Source organism: Micromonospora chaiyaphumensis (assembly GCF_900091435.1).
GTDB lineage: Bacteria > Actinomycetota > Actinomycetes > Mycobacteriales > Micromonosporaceae > Micromonospora > Micromonospora chaiyaphumensis.
Genome location: NZ_FMCS01000005.1, coordinates 292,306 through 311,458 on the forward strand (window position 1 = coordinate 292,306; position 19,153 = coordinate 311,458).

At 75.0% G+C, this 19,153-nt stretch carries 20 protein-coding genes; 9 read left to right on the top strand and 11 right to left on the bottom strand.

The window, feature by feature from the left end; genetic code table 11:
• Nucleotide 1: 1 nt before the first annotated feature.
• Entirely contained in the window at nucleotides 2-2,137 is a 2,136-nt protein-coding gene (locus GA0070214_RS15910; protein WP_091263524.1) for an ATP-binding SpoIIE family protein phosphatase, read from the bottom strand.
• 200 nt (nucleotides 2,138-2,337) lie between these two features.
• Between GA0070214_RS15910 and GA0070214_RS15915 the strand changes: the two genes are divergently transcribed.
• Nucleotides 2,338-3,201 carry a mechanosensitive ion channel family protein gene (locus tag GA0070214_RS15915; RefSeq protein WP_091263526.1) on the top strand — a complete coding sequence of 288 codons (864 nt, stop codon included), beginning with the start codon at nucleotides 2,338-2,340 and terminating at the stop codon, nucleotides 3,199-3,201.
• A gap of 56 nt (nucleotides 3,202-3,257) precedes the next feature.
• Here the strand turns inward: GA0070214_RS15915 and GA0070214_RS15920 are convergent, their stop codons facing one another.
• On the bottom strand, nucleotides 3,258-3,620 hold the full coding sequence (locus GA0070214_RS15920; protein ID WP_091263527.1) for a DUF6401 family natural product biosynthesis protein: 363 nt from the start codon (nucleotides 3,618-3,620) through the stop codon (nucleotides 3,258-3,260).
• A 164-nt stretch (nucleotides 3,621-3,784) separates the two neighbouring features.
• Here GA0070214_RS15920 and GA0070214_RS15925 point away from each other — a divergent pair, with 164 nt between their 5' ends.
• Nucleotides 3,785-4,231 (top strand): hypothetical protein, encoded by a 447-nt coding sequence (locus tag GA0070214_RS15925; RefSeq protein WP_091263534.1) that lies wholly within the window; start codon nucleotides 3,785-3,787, stop codon nucleotides 4,229-4,231.
• Here GA0070214_RS15925 and GA0070214_RS15930 read toward each other — a convergent pair whose 3' ends face one another.
• On the bottom strand, nucleotides 4,232-4,441 hold the full coding sequence (locus GA0070214_RS15930; RefSeq protein ID WP_091263536.1) for a hypothetical protein: 210 nt from the start codon (nucleotides 4,439-4,441) through the stop codon (nucleotides 4,232-4,234).
• A gap of 178 nt (nucleotides 4,442-4,619) precedes the next feature.
• Between GA0070214_RS15930 and GA0070214_RS15935 the strand changes: the two genes are divergently transcribed.
• Nucleotides 4,620-5,855 (top strand): MFS transporter, encoded by a 1,236-nt coding sequence (locus GA0070214_RS15935; protein ID WP_244167731.1) that lies wholly within the window; start codon nucleotides 4,620-4,622, stop codon nucleotides 5,853-5,855.
• A 21-nt stretch (nucleotides 5,856-5,876) separates the two neighbouring features.
• Here GA0070214_RS15935 and GA0070214_RS15940 read toward each other — a convergent pair whose 3' ends face one another.
• The 4 genes from GA0070214_RS15940 to GA0070214_RS15955 form a co-directional block, all read right to left on the bottom strand.
• Nucleotides 5,877-6,140, bottom strand: coding sequence for a hypothetical protein (locus GA0070214_RS15940; protein WP_091263540.1), 264 nt, complete (start codon nucleotides 6,138-6,140; stop codon nucleotides 5,877-5,879).
• 99 nt (nucleotides 6,141-6,239) lie between these two features.
• Nucleotides 6,240-6,701, bottom strand: coding sequence for an SRPBCC family protein (locus GA0070214_RS15945; RefSeq protein ID WP_091263542.1), 462 nt, complete (start codon nucleotides 6,699-6,701; stop codon nucleotides 6,240-6,242).
• A 54-nt stretch (nucleotides 6,702-6,755) separates the two neighbouring features.
• Complete coding sequence (locus GA0070214_RS15950) at nucleotides 6,756-7,172, bottom strand: DUF2795 domain-containing protein (RefSeq protein WP_091264014.1); 417 nt, start codon at nucleotides 7,170-7,172, stop codon at nucleotides 6,756-6,758.
• An 86-nt stretch (nucleotides 7,173-7,258) separates the two neighbouring features.
• Nucleotides 7,259-8,233: a YihY/virulence factor BrkB family protein gene (locus tag GA0070214_RS15955; protein ID WP_091263544.1), complete on the bottom strand. Its 975-nt coding sequence runs from the start codon at nucleotides 8,231-8,233 to the stop codon at nucleotides 7,259-7,261.
• 143 nt (nucleotides 8,234-8,376) lie between these two features.
• On the opposite strand from GA0070214_RS15955, the gene GA0070214_RS15960 reads away from it, so the two are divergent.
• On the top strand, nucleotides 8,377-8,781 hold the full coding sequence (locus GA0070214_RS15960; RefSeq protein WP_091264016.1) for a ChaB family protein: 405 nt from the start codon (nucleotides 8,377-8,379) through the stop codon (nucleotides 8,779-8,781).
• A gap of 60 nt (nucleotides 8,782-8,841) precedes the next feature.
• Here GA0070214_RS15960 and GA0070214_RS15965 read toward each other — a convergent pair whose 3' ends face one another.
• Nucleotides 8,842-10,275 (bottom strand): aldehyde dehydrogenase family protein, encoded by a 1,434-nt coding sequence (locus GA0070214_RS15965; protein ID WP_091263546.1) that lies wholly within the window; start codon nucleotides 10,273-10,275, stop codon nucleotides 8,842-8,844.
• A gap of 72 nt (nucleotides 10,276-10,347) precedes the next feature.
• Here GA0070214_RS15965 and GA0070214_RS15970 point away from each other — a divergent pair, with 72 nt between their 5' ends.
• Nucleotides 10,348-11,940: a phytoene desaturase family protein gene (locus GA0070214_RS15970; protein ID WP_091263548.1), complete on the top strand. Its 1,593-nt coding sequence runs from the start codon at nucleotides 10,348-10,350 to the stop codon at nucleotides 11,938-11,940.
• A 162-nt stretch (nucleotides 11,941-12,102) separates the two neighbouring features.
• Here the strand turns inward: GA0070214_RS15970 and GA0070214_RS15975 are convergent, their stop codons facing one another.
• The 3 genes from GA0070214_RS15975 to GA0070214_RS15985 form a co-directional block, all read right to left on the bottom strand.
• Nucleotides 12,103-12,870: a polyprenol monophosphomannose synthase gene (locus GA0070214_RS15975; protein ID WP_091263550.1), complete on the bottom strand. Its 768-nt coding sequence runs from the start codon at nucleotides 12,868-12,870 to the stop codon at nucleotides 12,103-12,105.
• 114 nt (nucleotides 12,871-12,984) lie between these two features.
• Nucleotides 12,985-13,986: an SDR family oxidoreductase gene (locus GA0070214_RS15980; protein WP_091263553.1), complete on the bottom strand. Its 1,002-nt coding sequence runs from the start codon at nucleotides 13,984-13,986 to the stop codon at nucleotides 12,985-12,987.
• Nucleotides 13,983-14,429, bottom strand: coding sequence for an SRPBCC family protein (locus tag GA0070214_RS15985; protein ID WP_091263555.1), 447 nt, complete (start codon nucleotides 14,427-14,429; stop codon nucleotides 13,983-13,985). The genes GA0070214_RS15980 and GA0070214_RS15985 overlap by 4 nt, the downstream gene beginning before the upstream one ends.
• Before the next feature lie 146 nt (nucleotides 14,430-14,575).
• Here GA0070214_RS15985 and GA0070214_RS15990 point away from each other — a divergent pair, with 146 nt between their 5' ends.
• The 4 genes from GA0070214_RS15990 to GA0070214_RS16005 are packed head-to-tail and all read left to right on the top strand — an operon-like array spanning nucleotide 14,576 to nucleotide 19,153.
• Complete coding sequence (locus GA0070214_RS15990; RefSeq protein WP_167364279.1) at nucleotides 14,576-16,288, top strand: HAD-IIIA family hydrolase; 1,713 nt, start codon at nucleotides 14,576-14,578, stop codon at nucleotides 16,286-16,288.
• Complete coding sequence (locus GA0070214_RS15995) at nucleotides 16,285-17,259, top strand: glycosyltransferase (RefSeq protein ID WP_091263558.1); 975 nt, start codon at nucleotides 16,285-16,287, stop codon at nucleotides 17,257-17,259. Before GA0070214_RS15990 ends, GA0070214_RS15995 begins: the two co-directional genes overlap by 4 nt.
• Nucleotides 17,244-18,461 (top strand): glycosyltransferase, encoded by a 1,218-nt coding sequence (locus GA0070214_RS16000; protein ID WP_091263560.1) that lies wholly within the window; start codon nucleotides 17,244-17,246, stop codon nucleotides 18,459-18,461. Before GA0070214_RS15995 ends, GA0070214_RS16000 begins: the two co-directional genes overlap by 16 nt.
• Nucleotides 18,461-19,153 (top strand): D-sedoheptulose-7-phosphate isomerase, encoded by a 693-nt coding sequence (locus tag GA0070214_RS16005; protein ID WP_091263561.1) that lies wholly within the window; start codon nucleotides 18,461-18,463, stop codon nucleotides 19,151-19,153. The genes GA0070214_RS16000 and GA0070214_RS16005 overlap by 1 nt, the downstream gene beginning before the upstream one ends.

Genomic DNA, 19,153 nt, shown 5'->3' on the forward strand with positions numbered 1-19,153 from the left:
CTCAGTCCGCGGGGATGAGGATCTCGAACCAGACCGTCGAGCCGCGCACCGTGGGGTCGGTGCCCCAGGCGTCGCTCAGCTCCTCAATCAGCCCCAGCCCGCGCCCCCGGCTGCTCAGCGTGTCGGTCTGCGCCCGGGTCACCTGACCGCGGGTGCCGTAGTCGGCGACCGAGACCAGCAGGCGCTCCGAGCTGAGGTCGATCTCGACGCGGGCGGCGGTGCCGGCGTGCAGCAGCGCGTTGGTGGTCAGCTCGCTGGTGCAGAGCACCGCCGCGCCCACCACCGCCTCGGGCACCTGCCAGTCGGTGAGCTGGGCCGTCATCCAGTGCCGGACCCGGCTCGGCGCGGTCGGCTCGGCCGGCACCTCCATGCTGGCCGACCGGCTCGGCCGGACCGCGTGCTCGACGGCCAGCACGGCCACGTCGTCCTCGGTCGCGCCGGGCACGGCGGCGGTCGCCACCGCGCAGAGCGCCCGGGGGTCGCCGCTGCTCGCGGCGGTCACGGCGGCGCCCAGCCCGGTGAGCCCGGCGGTGAGATCCTGCCAGCGCCGCTCCACCACCCCGTCGCTGAACAGCAGCAGGGTGTCGCCGGGGCGGAAGGGCACGGTGACCGTCCGCGGGTGGCCCCCGAGGCCCAGCGGCGGCGCGGGCGGCACCTCGACGTACTCGGCGGCCGGCTCGCCCTCGGCCGGGCAGCGCCGGATCAGCGGGGCGGGATGCCCGGCACTGGCCAGGACGATCCGCTCCCGGTCGGCCTCGATCACGCCGAACACCACGGTCACGAAGAGTTCCTGGGTGCCACCTTCCGTGCCCAGGCTTGCGACCAGCCGGTCCAGGCCGCCGAGCACCGCGTCCGGCCGGGGGTCGGAGAGGGCCAGCGCGCGCAGCGCGGCGCGTACCTGGCCCATCCGGGCGGCGGCCTGCACGTCGTGCCCGGCCACGTCGCCGAGAACGACGCCGAGCGCGCCGGTGGGCAGCACGAACGCGTCGTAGAAGTCGCCACCGGCGGCGTTGCCGTCGACGCCCGGGTCGTAGCGGGCGGCGATCCGCAGCCGGGGCAGGTCGGGCAGCTGCTCCGGGAGCATGCTGCGCTGCAACAGCTGGGCCGTTCCGTGCTGGGTCTCGAAGCGGCGGGCCCGCTCGGCGGCCTGGCCGACCAGCTCCGCCGAGGCGGCGAGCAGCGCGCGTTCCGCGGGTGACCAGGGGTGTGCGGTCTGGTAGCCGACGGTCAGCGCGCCGCGGACGACGGTCGAGCGCAGCGGCAGCGAGGCGAGCGCCCGGATCTTCTGGTCGTGCCGGTCCGCCGCGGCGTCCCGCAGCGGCTGGCCGTCGGTGATGAAGGACGACACACCGCTGCGGGCGGTGACCACGATCGGGAGCCCCTCGGCGGGCGGCCGCCGCCACAGCGGCGGGAGCCGCTCGTCGGCCTCGTCCAGCAGTTCGCCCCGGACCCGGCGGACCATCCGCCAGGCGGCACCCTCGTCGACCACGAACGAGACCCGGTCGGCGTCGAAGGAGTGCAGGCAGTAGCGCAGCGTGACCCGGGCGACGTCGTCGAGGGTGAGGGTGCCGGAGAGCGCCGCCGCGAAGTCGCTCAGGCTCTGCAGCTGCTGGGTGACCTGGGTGGTCTGGGCGGCCACGGTGAGCACGCCGATGATCTGCCCGGTGGAGTCGCGGATCGGGGAGTAGCCGCGGGTGAAGACCGCCGGCTCGGCGGGACCCCCCTGCTGCCGGTCGACCGGCAGCACCGCCTCCCGCGCCAGGTAGGGCTCGCCCCGCTGGTAGACCCGGGTGACCACCTCGCCGACGTCGGGATCGTGCCAGAGGTCGGCGAACACCTCCGCCGCCGGCCGGCCCAGCGCCGCCGGGTGCCGCTCGCCGATCAGCTCCGCGTACCCGTCGTTGTAGAGCAGGACCAGGTCCTCGCCGTAGAGCAGGGCCATCGGCACGGGGGAGGCCAGCACCAGGTCGACCACGGCGCGGACCGCCGGGTCCCAGCTGTCCGGCGGGCCGAGCGGCGTGTCCGCCCACGGATGGGCCAGGACGGCGGCCGCGCCGGACCCGGTTCCGCCCGGTCCGGCGGGCGCTCCCGGGGTGGGCGCTGATGGCGAGGGGACCCGCCCGACGGTGCCTGGCATGACCGCAGCCTAACCGGAGCCTGGCGGTCAGGTTTCGAGCACGCGCGCGCGTCGGCGGCCGCGCGGCCCGCGAGCGGGTGTTACGGCAGGTCAAGGCCGGTTAGACCGGGCATGTCGGGAAATTGCCCCGGGTCGGCTCGGCGTGCCGCCGACACGACCGGGTATGCGGGCGGCGCAGTTCACGCGACAGGAGGGACAACATGCCGAAAACCCTCGCGGTCGGGCAGGCCGACATCGGTGACGCCCTGACCGATTTCTGGAGGTCGGTGCTGCTCTTCATCCCGAGGGCCATCGCGTTCATCGCGATCCTCGTGGTGGGCTGGCTCATCGCCCGAGCCGTCCTCAAAATCGTGGACGCGGCACTGGAACGGGTGGGATTCGACCGCGCCGTCGAACGTGGCGGCATCAAACGCGCGCTCGAACGCACGAGATACGACGCCAGCGACATCCTGGCCAAGTTGGCCTACTACGCGGTCCTGCTGTTCACCCTGCAGTTCGCCTTCGGGGTGTGGGGACCCAACGCGATCAGTGACCTGATCCGGGGTGTGGTGTCCTGGCTGCCGCGGGCCTTCGTGGCGATCGTCATCGTGGTCATCGCCGCCGCCATCGCCAACGCGGTGCGGGACCTGGTCTCGGGTGCCCTCGGTGGGCTCTCGTACGGCCGGGTGCTGGCCGACCTGACGGCGGTCTTCATCCTGGCGCTCGGCGTGATCGCCGCGCTGAACCAGGTGGGCATCGCCACCACGGTCACCACGCCGGTGCTGATCGCGTTCCTCGGCACCATCGCCGGCATCCTGGTGGTCGGCGTGGGCGGTGGTCTCATCAAGCCGATGCAGAACCGCTGGGAGGGGTGGCTCAACCGGGCCGCCGAGGAGTCCCGGGCGTTCCAGCAGCAGCGCCAGGCGCAGGGTGCCGGTCGCAGCGACTACGAGCGGCAGATGGCCGACCGGGGCGGTCAGCCCGCACCGGCCGCGCCGCAGACGTCGATGTCGGGGGCGCAGGGCACGTACCGGTCCGGCAACGTGGGCGACGAGACCCAGCAGTTCCGCCGGCCGAACGGCTGAGAGACAGGGGCGACGAGGGTGTCCGCGGGGCGATCGCGGGCACCCTTCGCCGTGTCTCAGGCCAGGTCGCGGGGGTCCAGCGCGCGGGTCAGCAGGCAGACCGCGAGCAGGCGGGTGAGCACCCAGTCCGGCTCGGCCCAGTCGACCGGCTCGGCCGGCGGTTCCCAGCCGTGCTCCCGCGCCGCGTCGCGCACCCCGTCGGCGTAGCCGGCCAGCGCCGCCACGGTCAGCGGGCGGCGGTCGCCGTCCAGGCTGTCGCGGACGCCGGCGGCGTGCTGGTCGACCGCGGCGAGCAGGCCGGGGTTGGCGGCGGCCGCGGCGAGGCCGGCGGTGCCGACGGAGGCGGTGAGCGTGGTGAGGCTGGACCTCGCGGCCACCGCCGCGGAACGGGTCGCCACCCGGTTGTTCGGCACACGCATGGTGACCGAGGCTAGCCCCGCCGGGAGCGGGCCGACCTCGGCCGACCGGCCGATGCCCGGGTCGTCCTGGTGACGCCCTGCCCCATCCGCCGGGATTGAGCCGTGCGTCCCGGGGCAGAAGGGAAACCGCGCAGAGGGCGCAGCCGACCCCGTGGAGGAACGGAATGGGACAGCAGGTCGACGGACCGGACCGGGCGCACCGCCGGCCGGCGGGCGTGAGCGACGCCACGGTCGAGGCCCTGGGCAAGCTCAGCGAGGCACTGGAGTGCGTCGAGCGGGCTCGCGGGCACCTCTACTCGCTGCACCAGCTGATCGGGCACGCCGACCTCATGCTCGACGACGCCGTGACGCTCTTCCGCTCCGCCGGGCACCCGGAGCTGGCCGGGCGGATCGAGGAGGACCTGCTCGGCCGCAACGTCATCGCGGGACGCTGGACCTTCCAGATCGTCGAGGACTTCGACGACGGGTACTACGCGCTCTTCCGGGAGCTGGACCGGCGGGCCCGCGACGAGCTGGTCGGCGGCCGGCGGCACCTCTACGAGGCGGAGATGAAGGAACGCCGCCGGAGCCCGGGGCGGCCGGGGCACGAGGCGCGCCCCGCCGAGGGCTGATCAGTCGGAGGAGCGGGCCTGCGCCGTGCGGCGTACGCCGTCGTCGGCGATGATCACGGTCGCCACCATGAGCGCCACCACGAGGCTGAACAGCCAGGAGCTGTCGTCGACCAGCTTGGCGGCGACGGGCGCCTGGATCGCGGCGAGCAGGAAGCCGAGCCACGCCAGGCGGCGCTGACGCTGGGAGAGGAAACCGGAGCCCTGTTGCATCCCGAAAGTCTTACGCGGGCCAGGGGCATCGCCGTCAGCCGTTCGGCCGATTCTGGATGGGCTGTCCGTTTTCCCAACCGTCCGTATCTTACTTTTTGTCGGTTCGGTTGAGCGCCACGTCACCGGCCGTCCGACCGGTCCGCAAGGGCCGGTGCGGGCTTCGGCAGGATGGTGCCTCGTGTCCCACGCCCCCGCTCCGCCGCGCCCGTCCCTGCTGCTCCTGGCCTACCTGGCCTTCGTCAGCCTCGGGCTGCCCGACGGCCTCATCGGTGTGGGCTGGCCCTCCATCCGGCTCGACCTGGACGTGCCGACCGAGGCGGTCGGCGTGGTGCTCACCGCGGGCACCGTGGCGTACCTCACCTCCAGCGTGCTCGCCGGGTTCACCCTGGCCCGGCTCGGCGTCGGCTGGCTGCTCGCCGGCAGCACCCTGCTGGCCGGAGTCGCCCTGACCGGGTACGCGTCCACCCCCGCGCTCGCCGTCATGGTCGGCTTCGCGCTGGTGCTCGGGCTCGGCTCCGGCGCGATCGACGCCGGACTCAACGCGTACGCGGCCGCCGCCTTCGGCCCCCGGCACATGAACTGGATGCACGCGTTCTTCGGGCTCGGGGTGGCGATCGGGCCGCTCATCATGACCGGGGTGCTCGGCGCCGGCCTGAGCTGGCGCTGGGGATACGCCCTGGTGGCCGTCGCCCAGCTCGCCCTGGCCACCGCGTTCGCGCTCACCGTGCGGCTCTGGCGCGGCGACCCGGCGCCCGGCGCGGCCCTGCCGCCCGATCCGATCGCGCCGCAGGTGGTTCCCGGCGAGCCCGCCCCGGCCGCGCCGGCGCGGCGGGCCTCGATCGGCGCGACGCTGCGGCTGCCGGCCGTGTGGCTGGGCGGCGCGGCCTTCGCCGTCTACGTGGCGATCGAGGTGTCCACCGGCCTGTGGGCCTTCCTGCTGCTCACCGAGGGGCGCGGGCTCTCCGCCGGGGTGGCCGGGCTCTGCGTCTCCGGCTACTGGGGGAGCCTCTTCGTGGGGCGGGTGGTGCAGGGGTTGGTGGCGGAGCGACTGGGCAGCGCCCGCGTGCTGCGGGGCAGCCTGCTCGGCATGGCCGCGGGAGCGGTGCTGATCGCGCTGCCCGCCCCGGGCTGGGTGACCGTCGCCGGCCTGCTCGTGGTGGGTTTCGCGGCGGCGCCGGTCTTCCCGCTGCTCACCCTCACCACGGCGGAACGGGTGGGCCGCGATCACGCGGACCGGACCATCGGCCTCCAGATCGGCGCGGCCGGGCTGGGCGCTGCCCTGGTGCCGGCCGCGGTCGGGCTGCTGCTGGCCCGGGTCTCGGTGGCCGCGCTCGGCCCGGCGCTGGTGGCGCTCGCCGTGGGGCTCATCGCCCTGCACGCCGCCGGCGCCCGGCAGGCCCGCCGTCCCGGCTGAACCCGGTCGTCCCGGGCGAGCTCACATGTTGTCCGGGCCGGTCCGGCCGGTGGTCGACGGCCGGTACGCCCGGTCGGCGTCGGTCATCTCCCGCCGCTCGGCCTCCGGGCCGGCGCCCCGGTCCACCGCCTCCGGGCCGTGGCCGAACGCCGCCTCCTCGCCGGCGTCGTTGCCCGTGGCGTCGTCCGCCTGCCCGTCGAGGGTCGACCGGGCGATCGCCCGGTCCAGCTCGTGCAGGGGAGTGCGTTCCTCGTCGCGCCACACGTGACTGTCGTTGTCGGTCATTCCCCTGCGGTACCCGGGCCCGATGATCGCAAACGACCTCGGACACGGCGATGGCCGCCGGTGCTCCGGCGGCCATCGGGGTCCGTGTTCGGGGGACGATCAGGGGGTCGGCCGGTCGACCGTGCCGCGCCAGGCGCCCGTCTCCTGACCGCGCCGCTCGATGAACTGCTTGAACCGCGCCAGGTCGCCCTTGGCCCGGCGGTCGACCACGCCCAGCTTGTCGCCGGCCTTCTCGACCGCGCCCTGCGGCTCGAACTCCATCTGCAGCGTGACCCGGGTGTTGCCCTCGTCCAGGCGGTGGAAGGTCACCACACCGGCCTGCTGGGTGCCCCCGGTGGAGCGCCAGGCCACCCGCTCGTCGGGCAACTGCTCGGTGATCTCGGCGTCGAACTCGCGCTTCACGCCGGCGATCTCCACCGTCCAGTGGGTCATCGTGTCGGAGAGCTGCCGGACCTCCTGCACACCCTCCATGAAGTGCGGAAACTCCTCGAACTGCGTCCACTGGTCGTATGCGGTGCGGACGGGGACGGCCACGTCCACGTGCTCCATAACGCCACTCATATCAGTGTTCCTCCTGTCCCGCCGGTGCTGCTCGCGGACCGCGGGCCGGTCCGCTCACCAGCGCGTCGTCTCGTTCTTGTGCCCGAGCGCGGCCCACACCTCGGAAACCGTCTGGTAACGGGTGCCCTCGGGAAGTCCTTCCAGGGCGGCGACGATGTCGGCCGGCGCCTGGTTCTCCCGTGCGTTGGCCACCAGCGTGTCGCGGTCGCCGGGCAGGGCGCTCATGGTGATGAACCGGCCGAGCCGACTGCGTCCCTCGACGTCGTCCATGCTCATTCCCTGCGGGTTGCCGCCCCGGCTCGCGCCGGCCGTCATGGTCTTCGGCTCCGGCTGGTCCTCGCCGGCCGGCTCCGGCTGGCGGGACTCCTCGACGCGCGAGCCACCGGCACCCGGTCCTTGGACCAGGCCGCTGACGTCCTGAGCCATGTTGTCGTCAACCCTGGGCGAGTGCTTGCTGCTGACTCGTTCCATGCCGTCAGACATGCCCGAGGGGGCCGCCGGTAAACCGACGGCGGTCAGCCGGTCCGGTCATCGCCCCCCGAACCGGGCGAAGCCGGTCAGGAATCGGCCGGGGCGCGGGGCGGCAGGACGGGCTCGCTCGGCTCCTCGACACCGGCCTGCATGACCCGGCCCCGCTGGAGCTCCGCGTTGACCTGGACGCCGAGCATGAGCGCGCAGTTGGACAGGTAGAGCCAGACCAGGAAGGCGATGACCGCGCCGAGGCTGCCGTAGGTCACGTCGTACGAGCCGAAGTTGGCCACGTAGAGGCCGAAGCCGAACGAGGCGAGCACCCAGGCGAGCAGGGCCAGCGCGCCGCCCGGGGTGAGCCAGCGGAACCGGGGCTGCCGCACGTTCGGGGCGATCCAGAACAGCAGCGACAGCAGGGTCATGGCCACCAGGGCGAGCAGCGGCCACTTCGCCACCGTCCACACCTGACGGGTGAGCCCCCCGGCGTGCAGGCGGTCACCCACGAAGTCGGTGACCGGGCCGCTGACGATCAGCCCCAGGGCCACCACGGCGAGCAGCACCAGCGACACCCCGGCGAGCCCGATCTGCACCGGCCGCAGCCGGTAGAACGGCCGCCCCTCCTCCACGCCGTAGATCGCGTTGGAGGCCCGGGTGAACGCGCCGATGAAGCCGGACGCCGACCAGAGCGCGCCGAGCAGGCCGAAACTCAGCAGCACCTTCGCCGAGCCCTGCTGCTCCACCACGTTGCGTACCACCGTGACGAAGGCGTCGTTGCCGACCACCGAGCCGGCGCCGATCTCCCGGGCCAGGTCGATCACGGTGTCCACCGTGCGCGGCCCGTCGGAGACCAGCCCGACCAGGGCAACCACCACGATGGTCGAGGGGAAGAGCGCCAGCACCCCGTAGTAGGTGAGCGCGGCGGCCCAGTCGGCGCAGTTGTCCTTGACGAAGTTGCGTGCGGAGCGGACCAGCACCCCGCGCCAGGTGGCCCAGCTCAACTGGCGTACCCGCCGGGGGATCCGGGCCCGCTGCCGGCCGCCGGCCGCCGCATCCGTCGCCGTCATGACCGCCTCCTCCGCGCCGCCGGGCGCACCTCCGGCAGGTGGCCGGGCGGTACCCGGTGGGGGAAGCCGACAAACCGGGGCCGGTTTGCCGCGGACCGGTGCGGGAATTCGTAGTGGATCCCACGGAGACGGAGGAGGACGAGATGCCCGGGCGCGAGGTACTGCCCAGCACGCTGAAGCGCTCTCCGGACAAGGCGCAGCGGACCTGGGAGAAGACGCACGACTCGGCGGTCGAGACGTACGGCGAGGGGGAGCGGGCGCACCGCACCGCCTTCGCCGCCGTGAAGCACGAGTTCGAGAAGGTCGGCGACCACTGGGAGCCGAAGGGGCGCAAGGGCCCCAGCGACCGGCAGGCGGCCGGCGGCGGCCCGGCCCGGCGGGCTCCCACGGCCGCCGGGGTGGACGCCAACGCCAAGAAGGAACACCTCATGGAGGTGGCGAAGAAGCTCGACGTGCCGGGCCGGTCCCGGATGACCAAGCCGGAGCTGGTCAAGGCGATCGAGAAGGCGAACGACAAGGCCACCCGCGAGGCGCGCGGCGGCCGCTGACCGGCCCGCGACGACACGGGAGCCCGGGACCGCCCAGGTCCCGGGCTCCCGTCGTGCGGCTCACCAGTGTCCGCCGCCCGGCGCCTCGATGTGCACGGCCTTCACCGTGCTGAACTCGTCGAGCAGTTCCGGGCCGTACCCGAAGCCCTGGCCGCTGCCGCGGCGCGGCTGCGCGGCACCGCCCGGCGCGCCCCCGAACACCGCGTTGACCTTCACGGTGCCCACCGGCAGCTCCCGCCAGGCCCGGTGGGCGTGGCTCATCGAGCCGGTCAGCACCGTGGCGGCCAGCCCGTACGGGGAGTCGGCCGCGCAGCGCAGCCCCTCGCTGTACGAGTCGACCACGACGACCGGGGCGACCGGTCCGAAGGTCTCCTCGCGGACCAGCGCCATCTCGTGCCGGCAGTCGCTGACCACCGTCGCCGGGTAGAACACGCCCGGACCGTCCGGCACCAGGCCGCCGGTGCGCAGCCGTGCGCCCTCGGCCACCGCCGCGGTGACCTGCCCGTGCACGTGGTCCCGGTGACGCCGGTCCACCAGCGGCCCGAGTTGGGTCCCCGGGTCCCGGCCCGGGCCCATGACCAGCGCCTCGGCCCGCTCCACCAGCGCGTCGACGAAGTCCTCGGCCACGTCCCGGTGCACGTAGATCCGCTCCACGGCGACACAGATCTGCCCGGCGTTGGCGAAGCAACCCAGCGCGGCCTGCTCGGCCGCCCACACGGGGTCCACGTCCGCGTCCACCACGAGCGGGTCGCTGCCGCCGTTCTCCAGCAGCACCTTCGCACCGGTGCGGGCGCCCGCGGCGGCGATCGCCCGGCCGGTGGCCGTCGAGCCCACGTGGGCGACCACGTCCACCTCCTGCCCGGCCAGCGCCGCGCCCACGTCGGCGCCGCCGGTGAGCAGGGACAGCACCCCGGCCGGCAGCGCCGAGTCCAGGGCCCGGGCCAGCAGCCAGCCGGTCGCCGGGGTGCGCTCGCTGGGCTTGTAGAGCACCACGTTGCCGGTGACCAGGGCCGCGCCGAGCAGGCCGCAGGAGACCGCCACCGGGTCGTTCCAGGGGGTGATCGCGGCGACCACGCCGCGCGGCTCGGGCGCCATGAAGTCCAGCGCGGAATGGGCGCCGTGCAGCGTCCGACCGCCCCGCACCGGACCGAGTTCGGCGTACTGTCGCAGGGTGCCGATGCCCGCCGCCACGCCACCGCGCGCGTCGTCCAGCGGCTTGCCCATCTCGGCCGTGGTGGCCTGCGCCAGCTCGTCGGCGACGGCCTCGACCGCGTCCGCCGCGCGGTGCAGCGCCGCCGCCCGCTCCGCCGGGGCCGTCGCCGCCCACTCGGCCGCCGCGCCCCGGGCCGCCTCGACCGCCTTGCCCACCTCGTCCGCCGTCGCGACCGGCACGGTGGTCACCGGGGAGCCGTCGACCGGATCGTGTACGACCAGCTCGCCCCCCTCACCACCGGCACCCCAGACTCCACCTATGAGCTGCGCAACCGTGTACATGCGGCAGTGGATGCCCCGACCCGGGCGAGGCAAACGCGTTTCGCCCGGTAACCGGCCGGGTAGGCGGATCGGATGATTTCGACCGCGGACGCCGTCGTGATCGGCGCCGGGCACAACGGGCTGGTGGCCGCGAACCTGCTGGCCGACGCGGGCTGGGACGTGCTGGTGCTGGAGGCCACGCAGGTCCCCGGCGGGGCGGTGCGCTCCGCCGAGGTGACCGCCCCCGGCTACCTCAGCGACCTCTACAGCTCCTTCTACCCGCTCGGCTACGCCTCGCCGGTGCTGCGCGGCCTGGGCCTGGAGCGGCACGGGCTGTCCTGGACCCACGCCCCTGACGTGCTGGCCCACCTGCTGCCGGACGGCCGCGCGGCCGTGGTCAACCGTGACCTCGACGTCACCGCCGCCTCGCTGGAGACGTTCGCGCCCGGCGACGGCGACCGCTGGCGGCAGGCGTACGCCGACTGGTGCCAGGTGGCCGAGCCGATGCTCGACACCATCACGAGCCCCTTCCCGCCGGTGCGCGGTGGCCTGGCCCTGCTGCGCCGGCTCAAGGTCTCCGGCGCGTTGCGGCTGGGCCGCCGGCTCGTGGTGCCGGTGCGCAAGCTCGGCGACGAACTCTTCGCGGGCGAGGGCGGGCCGGCGCTGCTGGCCGGCTGCGCGCTGCACACCGACCTGTCGCCCGAGGAGGCCGGCTCCGGGGTGTACGGCTGGCTCCTGGCCATGCTCGGCCAGCAGGTCGGCTGGCCGGTGCCGGTCGGCGGCGCGCAGCGGATCACCGACGCGCTGGTCGCCCGGCTCGTCGAGCGGGGCGGCCGGATCGAGTACGGCGCCCGCGTCGACCGGGTGCTCACCGCCCGGGGCCGGGCCATGGGGGTGCGCACCGCCGGCGGCACCGACTGGCGGGCCCGGCGGGCGGTGCTCGCCGACGTGCCCGCCCCGGCGCTCTACCTGGACCTGGTCGGCCCGGCGGCACTCCCGCCCCGGCTGGTCGAGGACCTGGCGCACTTCCGCTGGGACGGCTCCACGCTCAAGGTGGACTGGGCGCTCTCCGCGCCCGTGCCGTGGAAGAACCGGGCGGTGGCCGGTTCCGGCACGGTGCACCTCGGCGCCGACCTGAACGGGCTCACGGCGTACGCGGGGGAGCTGGCCCGCGGCGAGGTGCCCCGGGACCCGTTCCTGCTGGTGGGGCAGATGTCGGTGGCCGACCCGAGCCACTCCCCGCCGGGCACGGAGTCGCTCTGGTCGTACACCCACCTGCCGTTCCGCCGGCACTGGCGCGCCGAGGAGGTCGCCGGGCACGTGGAGCGGATGGAGGAGGTGCTGGAGGAGGCGGCCCCGGGCTTCCGCTCGCTGATCGTGGGGCGGCACGTGGCCGGCCCGGCCGACCTGGAGGCCGCCGAGCCGAGCCTGGTCGGCGGCGCGCTGGGCGGCGGCACCGCGGCCGCGTACCAGCAGCTGTTCCTGCGGCCGATCCCCGGCCTGGGCCGCGCGGACACCCCGGTGGACCGGCTCTACCTGGCCAGCGCCTCGGCGCATCCCGGCGGCGGCGTGCACGGCGCGCCCGGCGCGAACGCCGCCCGGGCGGCCCTGGCCCGCGACCGGGCCCTCACCGGCGACCTGTACGCGGGCGTGATCGGCGCGGCGCACCGCACCGTCTACCGGTGACCGGCCACCCGGCAGGACCACGCTTCGCTTCTCGTCACCGTTGGTGACCGATGCCCGCCGGCCGGCACCCCGCCCACGCCGCCTTTGCTCTGCGGCCGGAAGCCTCACGCTGCGTCAACGACGCAGCGTGAGGCCGGTGTCCGTGCGAACGGCGAGCGCGGGTCAGGTGTCCAGGTTGCGGTGGCGGGTCCGCAGCTTGAACGGCATGAGCGCGCTCTCGATCTTGGTGGCGGTGGTCATCTTCGAGGCACCCTCGCGGCGCTCCTCGAAGCGGATCGGCACCTCCAGGATGGTGTGCCCCAGCTTGGTGGCCAGGTAGTGCATCTCGACCTGGAAGCTGTAGCCGTTGGACTGCACCCGCTGCAGGCCGATGTCGCGCAGCGCGTCGGCCCGCCAGATCTTGAAGCCGGCGGTGAGGTCGCGGATCCGCACCCGCAGCAGGGTGTGCACGTAGAGGTTGGCCCAGCCGCTGAGGGCGCGCCGGTAGAGCGGCCAGTTCTCGTCCAGTTCGCCCCCCGGCACGTAGCGCGAGCCGATGACCACGCCGGCCTGGGTGGAGAGCAGCGCGCCGAGCATGCCGGGCAGCGCCTCCGGCGGGTGCGACAGGTCGGCGTCCATCTGTGCGACGTACTCGGCGCCGTCGTCGAGCGCCCGCCCGATGCCGTCCACGTACGCCCGGCCGAGGCCCTCCTTGCCCGGGCGGTGCGCCACGAGCACCCGGTCCGGGTGCTCGATGGCCAGCTTGTCGGCGACCTCGCCGGTGCCGTCGGGGGAGTTGTCGTCCGCGACGAGCACCTTCAACCCGGGCAGCGGCAGCGCGAGGAGGCGCTCGACCAGCAGCGGGAGGTTGCCCGCCTCGTTGTAGGTCGGAACGACGACGGTCAGGCGTGCGTCGCGCCACGGGGAGGGCAACTGCACGGGTTCGATCATCACGGACATCCTCGGTCGGCCGACAGGTTCACCTGAGAGGGTAGCCAGTCCTCTCCGCGCGGTCCGCACAGACGCCCGGGCGGAGGATTCTGGAGCATCCGCCGGCACGGGCGGTCACCGTAGCCGACGGGTCAGCCCGCCCGCCGCCGTCAGCAACCCGCCGAGCGCCAGCACGGACACCGCGCGCTTGTGCGTACTCACCCACAGTGCCGCGGAGTGGCCCCTGGCCCGGTCGGCGAAGGCGCCCTCGGCGCCCCGGTCCTGCTCGTCGTCGCCCGGCCGGTCCAGGTTGTCGCGCCAGGCGGCCGGGTCGATCGGCTCGTCGGTTTGCTGGCTGTCGTAGCCGTCCCGGGCCAGCTTCCGGTCCAGCAGCCCGGGGAAGAGGACGTTGCCCAGCCGGGCCTGCCAGGTCGGGCCGCCCACGTTCAGCTCCCGCGGCCCGCGGTCGGCCGCCCAGACGACCGCCCGCGCGGCCACCTCGGGCGCGAAGATCGGCGGCACCGGCTGCGGATGCCGGGGCAGCCGGGTGCGTACCCAGGAGAACTGGGGGGTGTTGACGGCCGGGAGCTGCACCATCGACAGCTTCACCCCGGGGCAGTCGTGCAGCAGCTCGGCCCGGAGCGAGTCGTTGAAACCCTGCACCGCGTGCTTGCTCGCGCAGTACGCCGACTGCAGCGGGATGCCCCGGTAGGCCAGCGCCGAACCGACCTGCACGATCGCCCCGCGGCCGCGGGCGCGCATGTGGCGCAGCGCGGCCAGCGTGCCGTGCACCGTGCCCAGGTAGTTGACCTCGGTGACCCGGCGGAACTCGGCGGCGGTGATCTCCCAGGCCGGCGCGAAGACCGAGACCATCGCGTCGTTCACCCAGACGTCGATCCCGTCGTAGTGGTGCACCACGTCGTCGGCGCTCCGCTGCACCGCACCCGCGTCGGCGACGTCCACCCGGTAGGTCCGCACGTCGGTGGCGCCGAGCCGGCGGCAGTCCCGCTCCGCGGCGGCCAGCCCGGCCGCGCCCCGGGCCAGCAGGGCCAGCCGCGCGCCGCGTGCCGCGTACGCCCGGGCGACCGCACGGCCGACACCCGCGCTCGCCCCGGTGATCACGACCCGCTGCGTCACTGGTCCGCCTTCTGCCGGGTGGCGATGTCGGAGAGCCGGCTCAACGTCTCCTTGTTCCGCTGATGCAGCACCAGGTCGTTGAGCTTGTTCCGGATCCAGCGCAGCGGCCCGGCGGCGAAGTCCTCGCCGATGGTGACCCGCGTCCGGCCGTCGCCCAGCGGTTGCAGCTGGAACACCACGATCGCCTCGCCGGCCGGCCACAACCCGGCCCGCACCACGAACCGGTGGGGGGCGTCGCACTCCAGCACGGTGGAGGTGTCCTGGAGCGAGAGCGGCCACGGGCCGGCCTTGTGGTGCAGCCGGCTGCCCACCCGGGGCCAGGTGTCGTCCACGTCCCGGACGTGCACCGTGCCCACCACCCAGTCGCTGTACGTCCACCCGTCGGCGAGCACGTCGAAGACCTGCTGCGGGGGCGCGTCGATCACTTTCTCCACAATCGCCACCGGAACCCCATACCCCCGCCCCGGTCGCCGCTAACGGACGGTCGGGTTAGCTTCTCAGGGGCGGCGGGTAACGCCGGACCGGGCCGGTGGGAAGCGCGGTGCGGACCGGCCGTGCGGCACCGGCGGAGGCGGCTCCGCCGAAGTTGATGTTTACTCCTCGGGGGGTCGGGAACCCGCCGCCCGTGCGACGGGACCACGAGCGGGATCAGTGCAGGTCAGCCCGGGTTGACCCGGGTGCTGACCGGTTCCCGTCCGGCCTGTACGACGCGGTGCTGCTGGACCGGGACGGCACGCTCATCGAGGACGTGCCGTACAACGGCGACCCGGAGAAGGTCCGCCCGGTGCCCGGCGCCCGGGAGGCGCTGGACCGGCTGCGCGCGGCGGGGCTGCGCCTCGCGGTGGTCAGCAACCAGTCCGGCCTGGCCCGGGGCTGCTTCACGGCCGACGACCTGCGCCGGGTCAACGCCCGGGTGGAGGAGCTGCTCGGCCCCTTCGACACCTGGCAGATCTGCCCGCACGGTGAGCCGGACCGCTGCGCCTGCCGGAAACCGGCCCCCGGGCTGGTGCACGCCGCCGCCCGGGCGCTCCGCACCACGCCGACCCGCTGCGTGCTGGTCGGTGACATCGGCGCCGACATGGCCGCCGCCGCGGCGGCCGGCGCCGCCGGGATCCTGGTCCCCACCCCGGCCACCCGGGCCGCCGAGGTGGCCGCGGCGCCGACCGTCGCCGCCGACCTGCCGGACGCGGTGGGCACCATCCTCGCCCGGATGCGATTGGTGGCCGCGCCGGAGCCGGCGCCCCGGCGGGGCACCGTGCTGGTGGCGCGCAGCGACGCGGCCGGCGACGTGCTGGTCACCGGCCCCGGGATCCGCGCGGTGGCGGCCGGGGCGGAACGGGTGGTGCTGCTCTGCGGGCCACGCGGCCGGGCCGCGGCGGAGCTGCTGCCCGGCGTCGACGAGATCATCGAGTGGCCGCTGCCGTGGATCGACGCCCCGGCCCCGCGGGTCGACCCGGCCCGGATGAGCGCCCTGGTCGACCGGATCGCCGCGGCCCGCGCCGAGGAGGCGGTCGTCTTCACCTCCTTCCACCAGTCGGCGCTGCCCCTCGCCCTGCTGCTGCGGATGGCGGGCGTACCGCGGATCAGCGCGATCAGCGACGACTACCCGGGCGCCCTGCTCGACGTGCGACACCGGGTGCCGGTCGGGGTGCCCGAACCGGAGCGGGCGCTGTCGCTCGCTGCGGCCGCGGGCTTCGCCCTGCCGGCCGGGGACGAGCCGGGGCTGCGGCTGCGCGCCGACCGGCTGCCGCCCGCGCCCGCGGCCGGCGAGCCCGGCTACGTGGTGCTGCACCCGGGCTCCTCGGTGGAGACCCGGGCCTGCCCGTTCGAGCTGGCCACCCGGATCGTCCGGGTGCTCAGCGCCGCCGGCTACCGGGTGGTGGTCACCGGCGGGCCCGACGAGCGCGAGCTGACCGCGCAGGTGGCCGCCGCGGGCGGTCTCGACCTGGGCGGGCGCACCGGCCTCGGTGAGCTGGCCGCCGTGGTCGCCCGGGCCGGCGCGCTGGTGGTCGGCAACACCGGGCCCGCCCACCTGGCGGCGGCGCTCGGCGTGCCGGTCGTGAGCCTCTTCGCCCCGACCGTCCCGTTCGGACAGTGGGGACCCTACCGGGTGCCCACGGTGCGGCTCGGCGACGCCGGGGCGGCCTGCCGGGACACCCGGGCCATGCGCTGCCCGGTCCCCGGCCACCCCTGCCTCTCCGCCGTCGAGCCGGGCCGGGTGCTGGAGGCCCTGCGGCTGCTCGGGGTGCCCGCCGACGCGCCGGAGCCGCTGGTCACCGTCCCCGGCGGGGTGGTCGGATGAACATCCTCGTGTGGCACGTGCACGGGTCCTGGACCACGTCGTTCGTGCACGGTAAGCACCGCTACCTGGTGCCGGTCACCCCGGACCGGGGCGCGTACGGGCTGGGCCGGGCGCGGACCTACCCCTGGCCGGACAGCGCCGTCGAGGTGACCCCGGCGGAGCTGCGCCGCGCCGACGTGGACGTCGTGCTGCTCCAGCGGCCCGAGGAGTTCGACCTGGCCTGCGAGTGGCTGGGCCGTCGGGTCGGCCGGGACGTGCCGGCGATCTACGTCGAGCACAACACCCCGAAGGGCGACGTGCCGAACAGCCGGCATCCCATGGCCGACCGGGACGACCTGCTGCTCACCCACGTCACCCACTTCAACGAGCTGTTCTGGGACAACGGCGGCACCCGCACCGCCGTGGTCGAGCACGGGGTGGTCGCCCCGGCCGTCGAGTGGACCGGCGAGCTGGACCGGCTCGCCGTGGTCATCAACGAGCCGGTCCGCCGCTGGCGGGTCACCGGAACCGACCTGCTGGCCCGGTTCGCCGAGCTGGCCCCGCTGGACGTCTACGGCATGAAGGTGGCCGGGCTCGCCGACCACCTGGGCCTGCCGGCGGACCGGCTGACCAGCCACGACGACGTGCCGCAGCACGCCATGCACGGCGAACTGGCGAAGCGGCGGGCGTACCTGCACCTGTGCCGGTGGACCTCGCTCGGGCTGAGCCTCGTCGAGGCCATGACTATGGGCATGCCGGTGGTCGCGCTGGCCACCACCGAGGCCGTGGAGGCGGTGCCGCCGTCCGCCGGCGCCCTCTCCACCCGGGTCGACGTGCTGGTCGAGGCGGCCCGCGGCCTGCTGGACGACCCGGCGGCGGCCCGCCGGGCGGGCGCCGCGGCCCGGACCGCCGCCCGCGACCGCTACGGCCTGGAGCGTTTCCTCGCCGACTGGGACCGGCTGCTGGAGGAGGAAGTATGCGCATCGCGATGATCTCGGAACACGCCAGCCCGCTCGCCGTCCTCGGCGGGGAGGACGCCGGCGGCCAGAACACGCATGTCGCGGAGCTCTCCGCCGCGCTCGCGGCCGCCGGTCACGACGTGCGGGTGTACACCCGGCTCGACGCGGTGGACCTGCCGGTGACGGTCCGCACCCCGGACGGGTACGACGTGGTGCACGTGCCCGCCGGGCCCGCCGAGCCGGTGGCGAAGGACGACCTGCTGCCGTACATGCCGGCGTTCGGGGAGTGGCTGGCCGAGCGGTGGCGCAGCGGCGACTGGCAGCCCGAGGTGGTGCACGCGCACTTCTGGATGAGCGGCCTGGCCGGGTTGGCCGCCGCGCGGCGCACCGGAGTGCCGGTGGTGCAGACCTACCACGCGCTCGGCACGGTCAAGCGGCGGCACCAGGGCGCGCAGGACACCAGCCCGCCGGGCCGGGTCGCGCACGAGCGCCGGCTGGGCCGCGCCGTCGACCGGGTGGTGGCCCAGTGCCAGGACGAGGTCGCCGAGCTGGTCCGGATGGGCGTGCCCCGGTCCCGGATGACCGTCGTGCCGTCGGGGGTGAACCTGTCCACCTTCGCGCCGCTCGGCCCGGTCGCCGAGCGGGACGGCGCCCGGCCCCGGATCCTCACCGTCGGGCGGCTGGTCGAGCGCAAGGGCTTCCAGGACGTCATCCGGGCCACGGCCCTGGTGCCGGACGCCGAGTGCGTGGTGGTCGGCGGCCCGCCGGCCGGGCTGCTGGAGACCGACCCGTACGCGCTGCGGCTGCGCGCGCTCGCGCGGTCCCGTGGCATCGCCGACCGGGTGAAGCTGATCGGGGCGGTGCCCCGGGAGGAGATGGGCCGCTGGTACCGGTCGGCGGACGTGCTGGTGGCCGCACCCTGGTACGAGCCGTTCGGGCTCACCCCGCTGGAGGCGATGGCGTGCGGCGTACCCGTGATCGGCACCGCCGTCGGCGGGCTGATCGACACGGTGGTGCCCGGCCGGACCGGCGACCTCGTGCCCGCCCGCGACCCGGCGGCTCTCGGCGCGGCGATCCGCGCGTTGCTCGGCGACCGGATCCGCCGGTTCGCCTACGCCACCGCGGCCCTGGAGCGGGCCCGCACCCGCTACTCCTGGTCCACCACGGCCGATCGGCTCGGCGCGCTGTACGCCGAGGTGGCCACCGTGCGTCGGCCCACCCGGGTGGTCGCCTGATGGCGGCGCCCACACCGGCCGTCGGGGGGACGGTGCTGGAGGACCACCTCACCCGGCTGGCCGCCGCGCTGCTGCCGCTGCGCGACGCGGAGCAGCTGCTGGCCCGCTGGGGCGGGGAGCTGGCGCACCGGCTGGCCACCGGCGGGCGGCTGCTGGTGGCCGGCAACGGCGGCAGCGCCGCCGAGGCCCAGCACCTCACCGCCGAACTCGTCGGCAAACTCCGCGACGACCGCGAACCCCTCTCCGCCATCGCCCTGCACGCCGAAACCTCCGCCCTCACCGCCATCGGCAACGACTACGGCTACGACGAGGTCTTCGCCCGCCAGGTCCGCGCCCACGGCCGACCCGACGACATCCTCCTGCTCCTGTCCACCAGCGGCACCAGCACCAACCTCCTCACCGCCGCCCAGGCCGCCCACGACACCGGCCTGCGCTGCTGGGCCTTCACCGGCCCCGCCCCCAACCCGCTCGCCGGGTCCTGCCACGAGACCCTCGCCATCGACTCGCCGGACAGCCAGGTCGTGCAGGAGCTGCACCTGGTCGCGACCCACGTGCTCTGCGAGTACGTCGACCGGGCGCTGCCGGCGGCGCTCGCCGCCCGCGCGGCCGAACCGGCGCCGGCCGACACGGTGCGCGCCGGCGTCGAGGTGGTGCTCGGCGACGGCCCGGACGGGAAGGTGCAGGCCCGATGA

What these genes read in the sequence shown, in the direction of transcription:
- GA0070214_RS16005 (WP_091263561.1), top strand. Translation starts at nt 18,461, where the DNA reads ATGGCGGCGCCCACACCGGCCGTCGGGGGGACGGTGCTGGAGGACCAC.
- GA0070214_RS15925 (WP_091263534.1), top strand. Translation starts at nt 3,785, where the DNA reads ATGGGACAGCAGGTCGACGGACCGGACCGGGCGCACCGCCGGCCGGCG.
- GA0070214_RS15940 (WP_091263540.1), bottom strand. Translation starts at nt 6,140, where the DNA reads ATGACCGACAACGACAGTCACGTGTGGCGCGACGAGGAACGCACTCCC.
- GA0070214_RS15945 (WP_091263542.1), bottom strand. Translation starts at nt 6,701, where the DNA reads ATGAGTGGCGTTATGGAGCACGTGGACGTGGCCGTCCCCGTCCGCACC.
- GA0070214_RS15915 (WP_091263526.1), top strand. Translation starts at nt 2,338, where the DNA reads ATGCCGAAAACCCTCGCGGTCGGGCAGGCCGACATCGGTGACGCCCTG.
- GA0070214_RS15955 (WP_091263544.1), bottom strand. Translation starts at nt 8,233, where the DNA reads ATGACGGCGACGGATGCGGCGGCCGGCGGCCGGCAGCGGGCCCGGATC.
- GA0070214_RS15975 (WP_091263550.1), bottom strand. Translation starts at nt 12,870, where the DNA reads ATGATCGAACCCGTGCAGTTGCCCTCCCCGTGGCGCGACGCACGCCTG.
- GA0070214_RS15910 (WP_091263524.1), bottom strand. Translation starts at nt 2,137, where the DNA reads ATGCCAGGCACCGTCGGGCGGGTCCCCTCGCCATCAGCGCCCACCCCG.
- GA0070214_RS15995 (WP_091263558.1), top strand. Translation starts at nt 16,285, where the DNA reads ATGAACATCCTCGTGTGGCACGTGCACGGGTCCTGGACCACGTCGTTC.
- GA0070214_RS15930 (WP_091263536.1), bottom strand. Translation starts at nt 4,441, where the DNA reads ATGCAACAGGGCTCCGGTTTCCTCTCCCAGCGTCAGCGCCGCCTGGCG.
- GA0070214_RS15960 (WP_091264016.1), top strand. Translation starts at nt 8,377, where the DNA reads ATGCCCGGGCGCGAGGTACTGCCCAGCACGCTGAAGCGCTCTCCGGAC.
- GA0070214_RS16000 (WP_091263560.1), top strand. Translation starts at nt 17,244, where the DNA reads ATGCGCATCGCGATGATCTCGGAACACGCCAGCCCGCTCGCCGTCCTC.
- GA0070214_RS15965 (WP_091263546.1), bottom strand. Translation starts at nt 10,275, where the DNA reads ATGTACACGGTTGCGCAGCTCATAGGTGGAGTCTGGGGTGCCGGTGGT.
- GA0070214_RS15950 (WP_091264014.1), bottom strand. Translation starts at nt 7,172, where the DNA reads ATGGAACGAGTCAGCAGCAAGCACTCGCCCAGGGTTGACGACAACATG.
- GA0070214_RS15970 (WP_091263548.1), top strand. Translation starts at nt 10,348, where the DNA reads ATGATTTCGACCGCGGACGCCGTCGTGATCGGCGCCGGGCACAACGGG.
- GA0070214_RS15920 (WP_091263527.1), bottom strand. Translation starts at nt 3,620, where the DNA reads ATGCGTGTGCCGAACAACCGGGTGGCGACCCGTTCCGCGGCGGTGGCC.
- GA0070214_RS15990 (WP_167364279.1), top strand. Translation starts at nt 14,576, where the DNA reads ATGTTTACTCCTCGGGGGGTCGGGAACCCGCCGCCCGTGCGACGGGAC.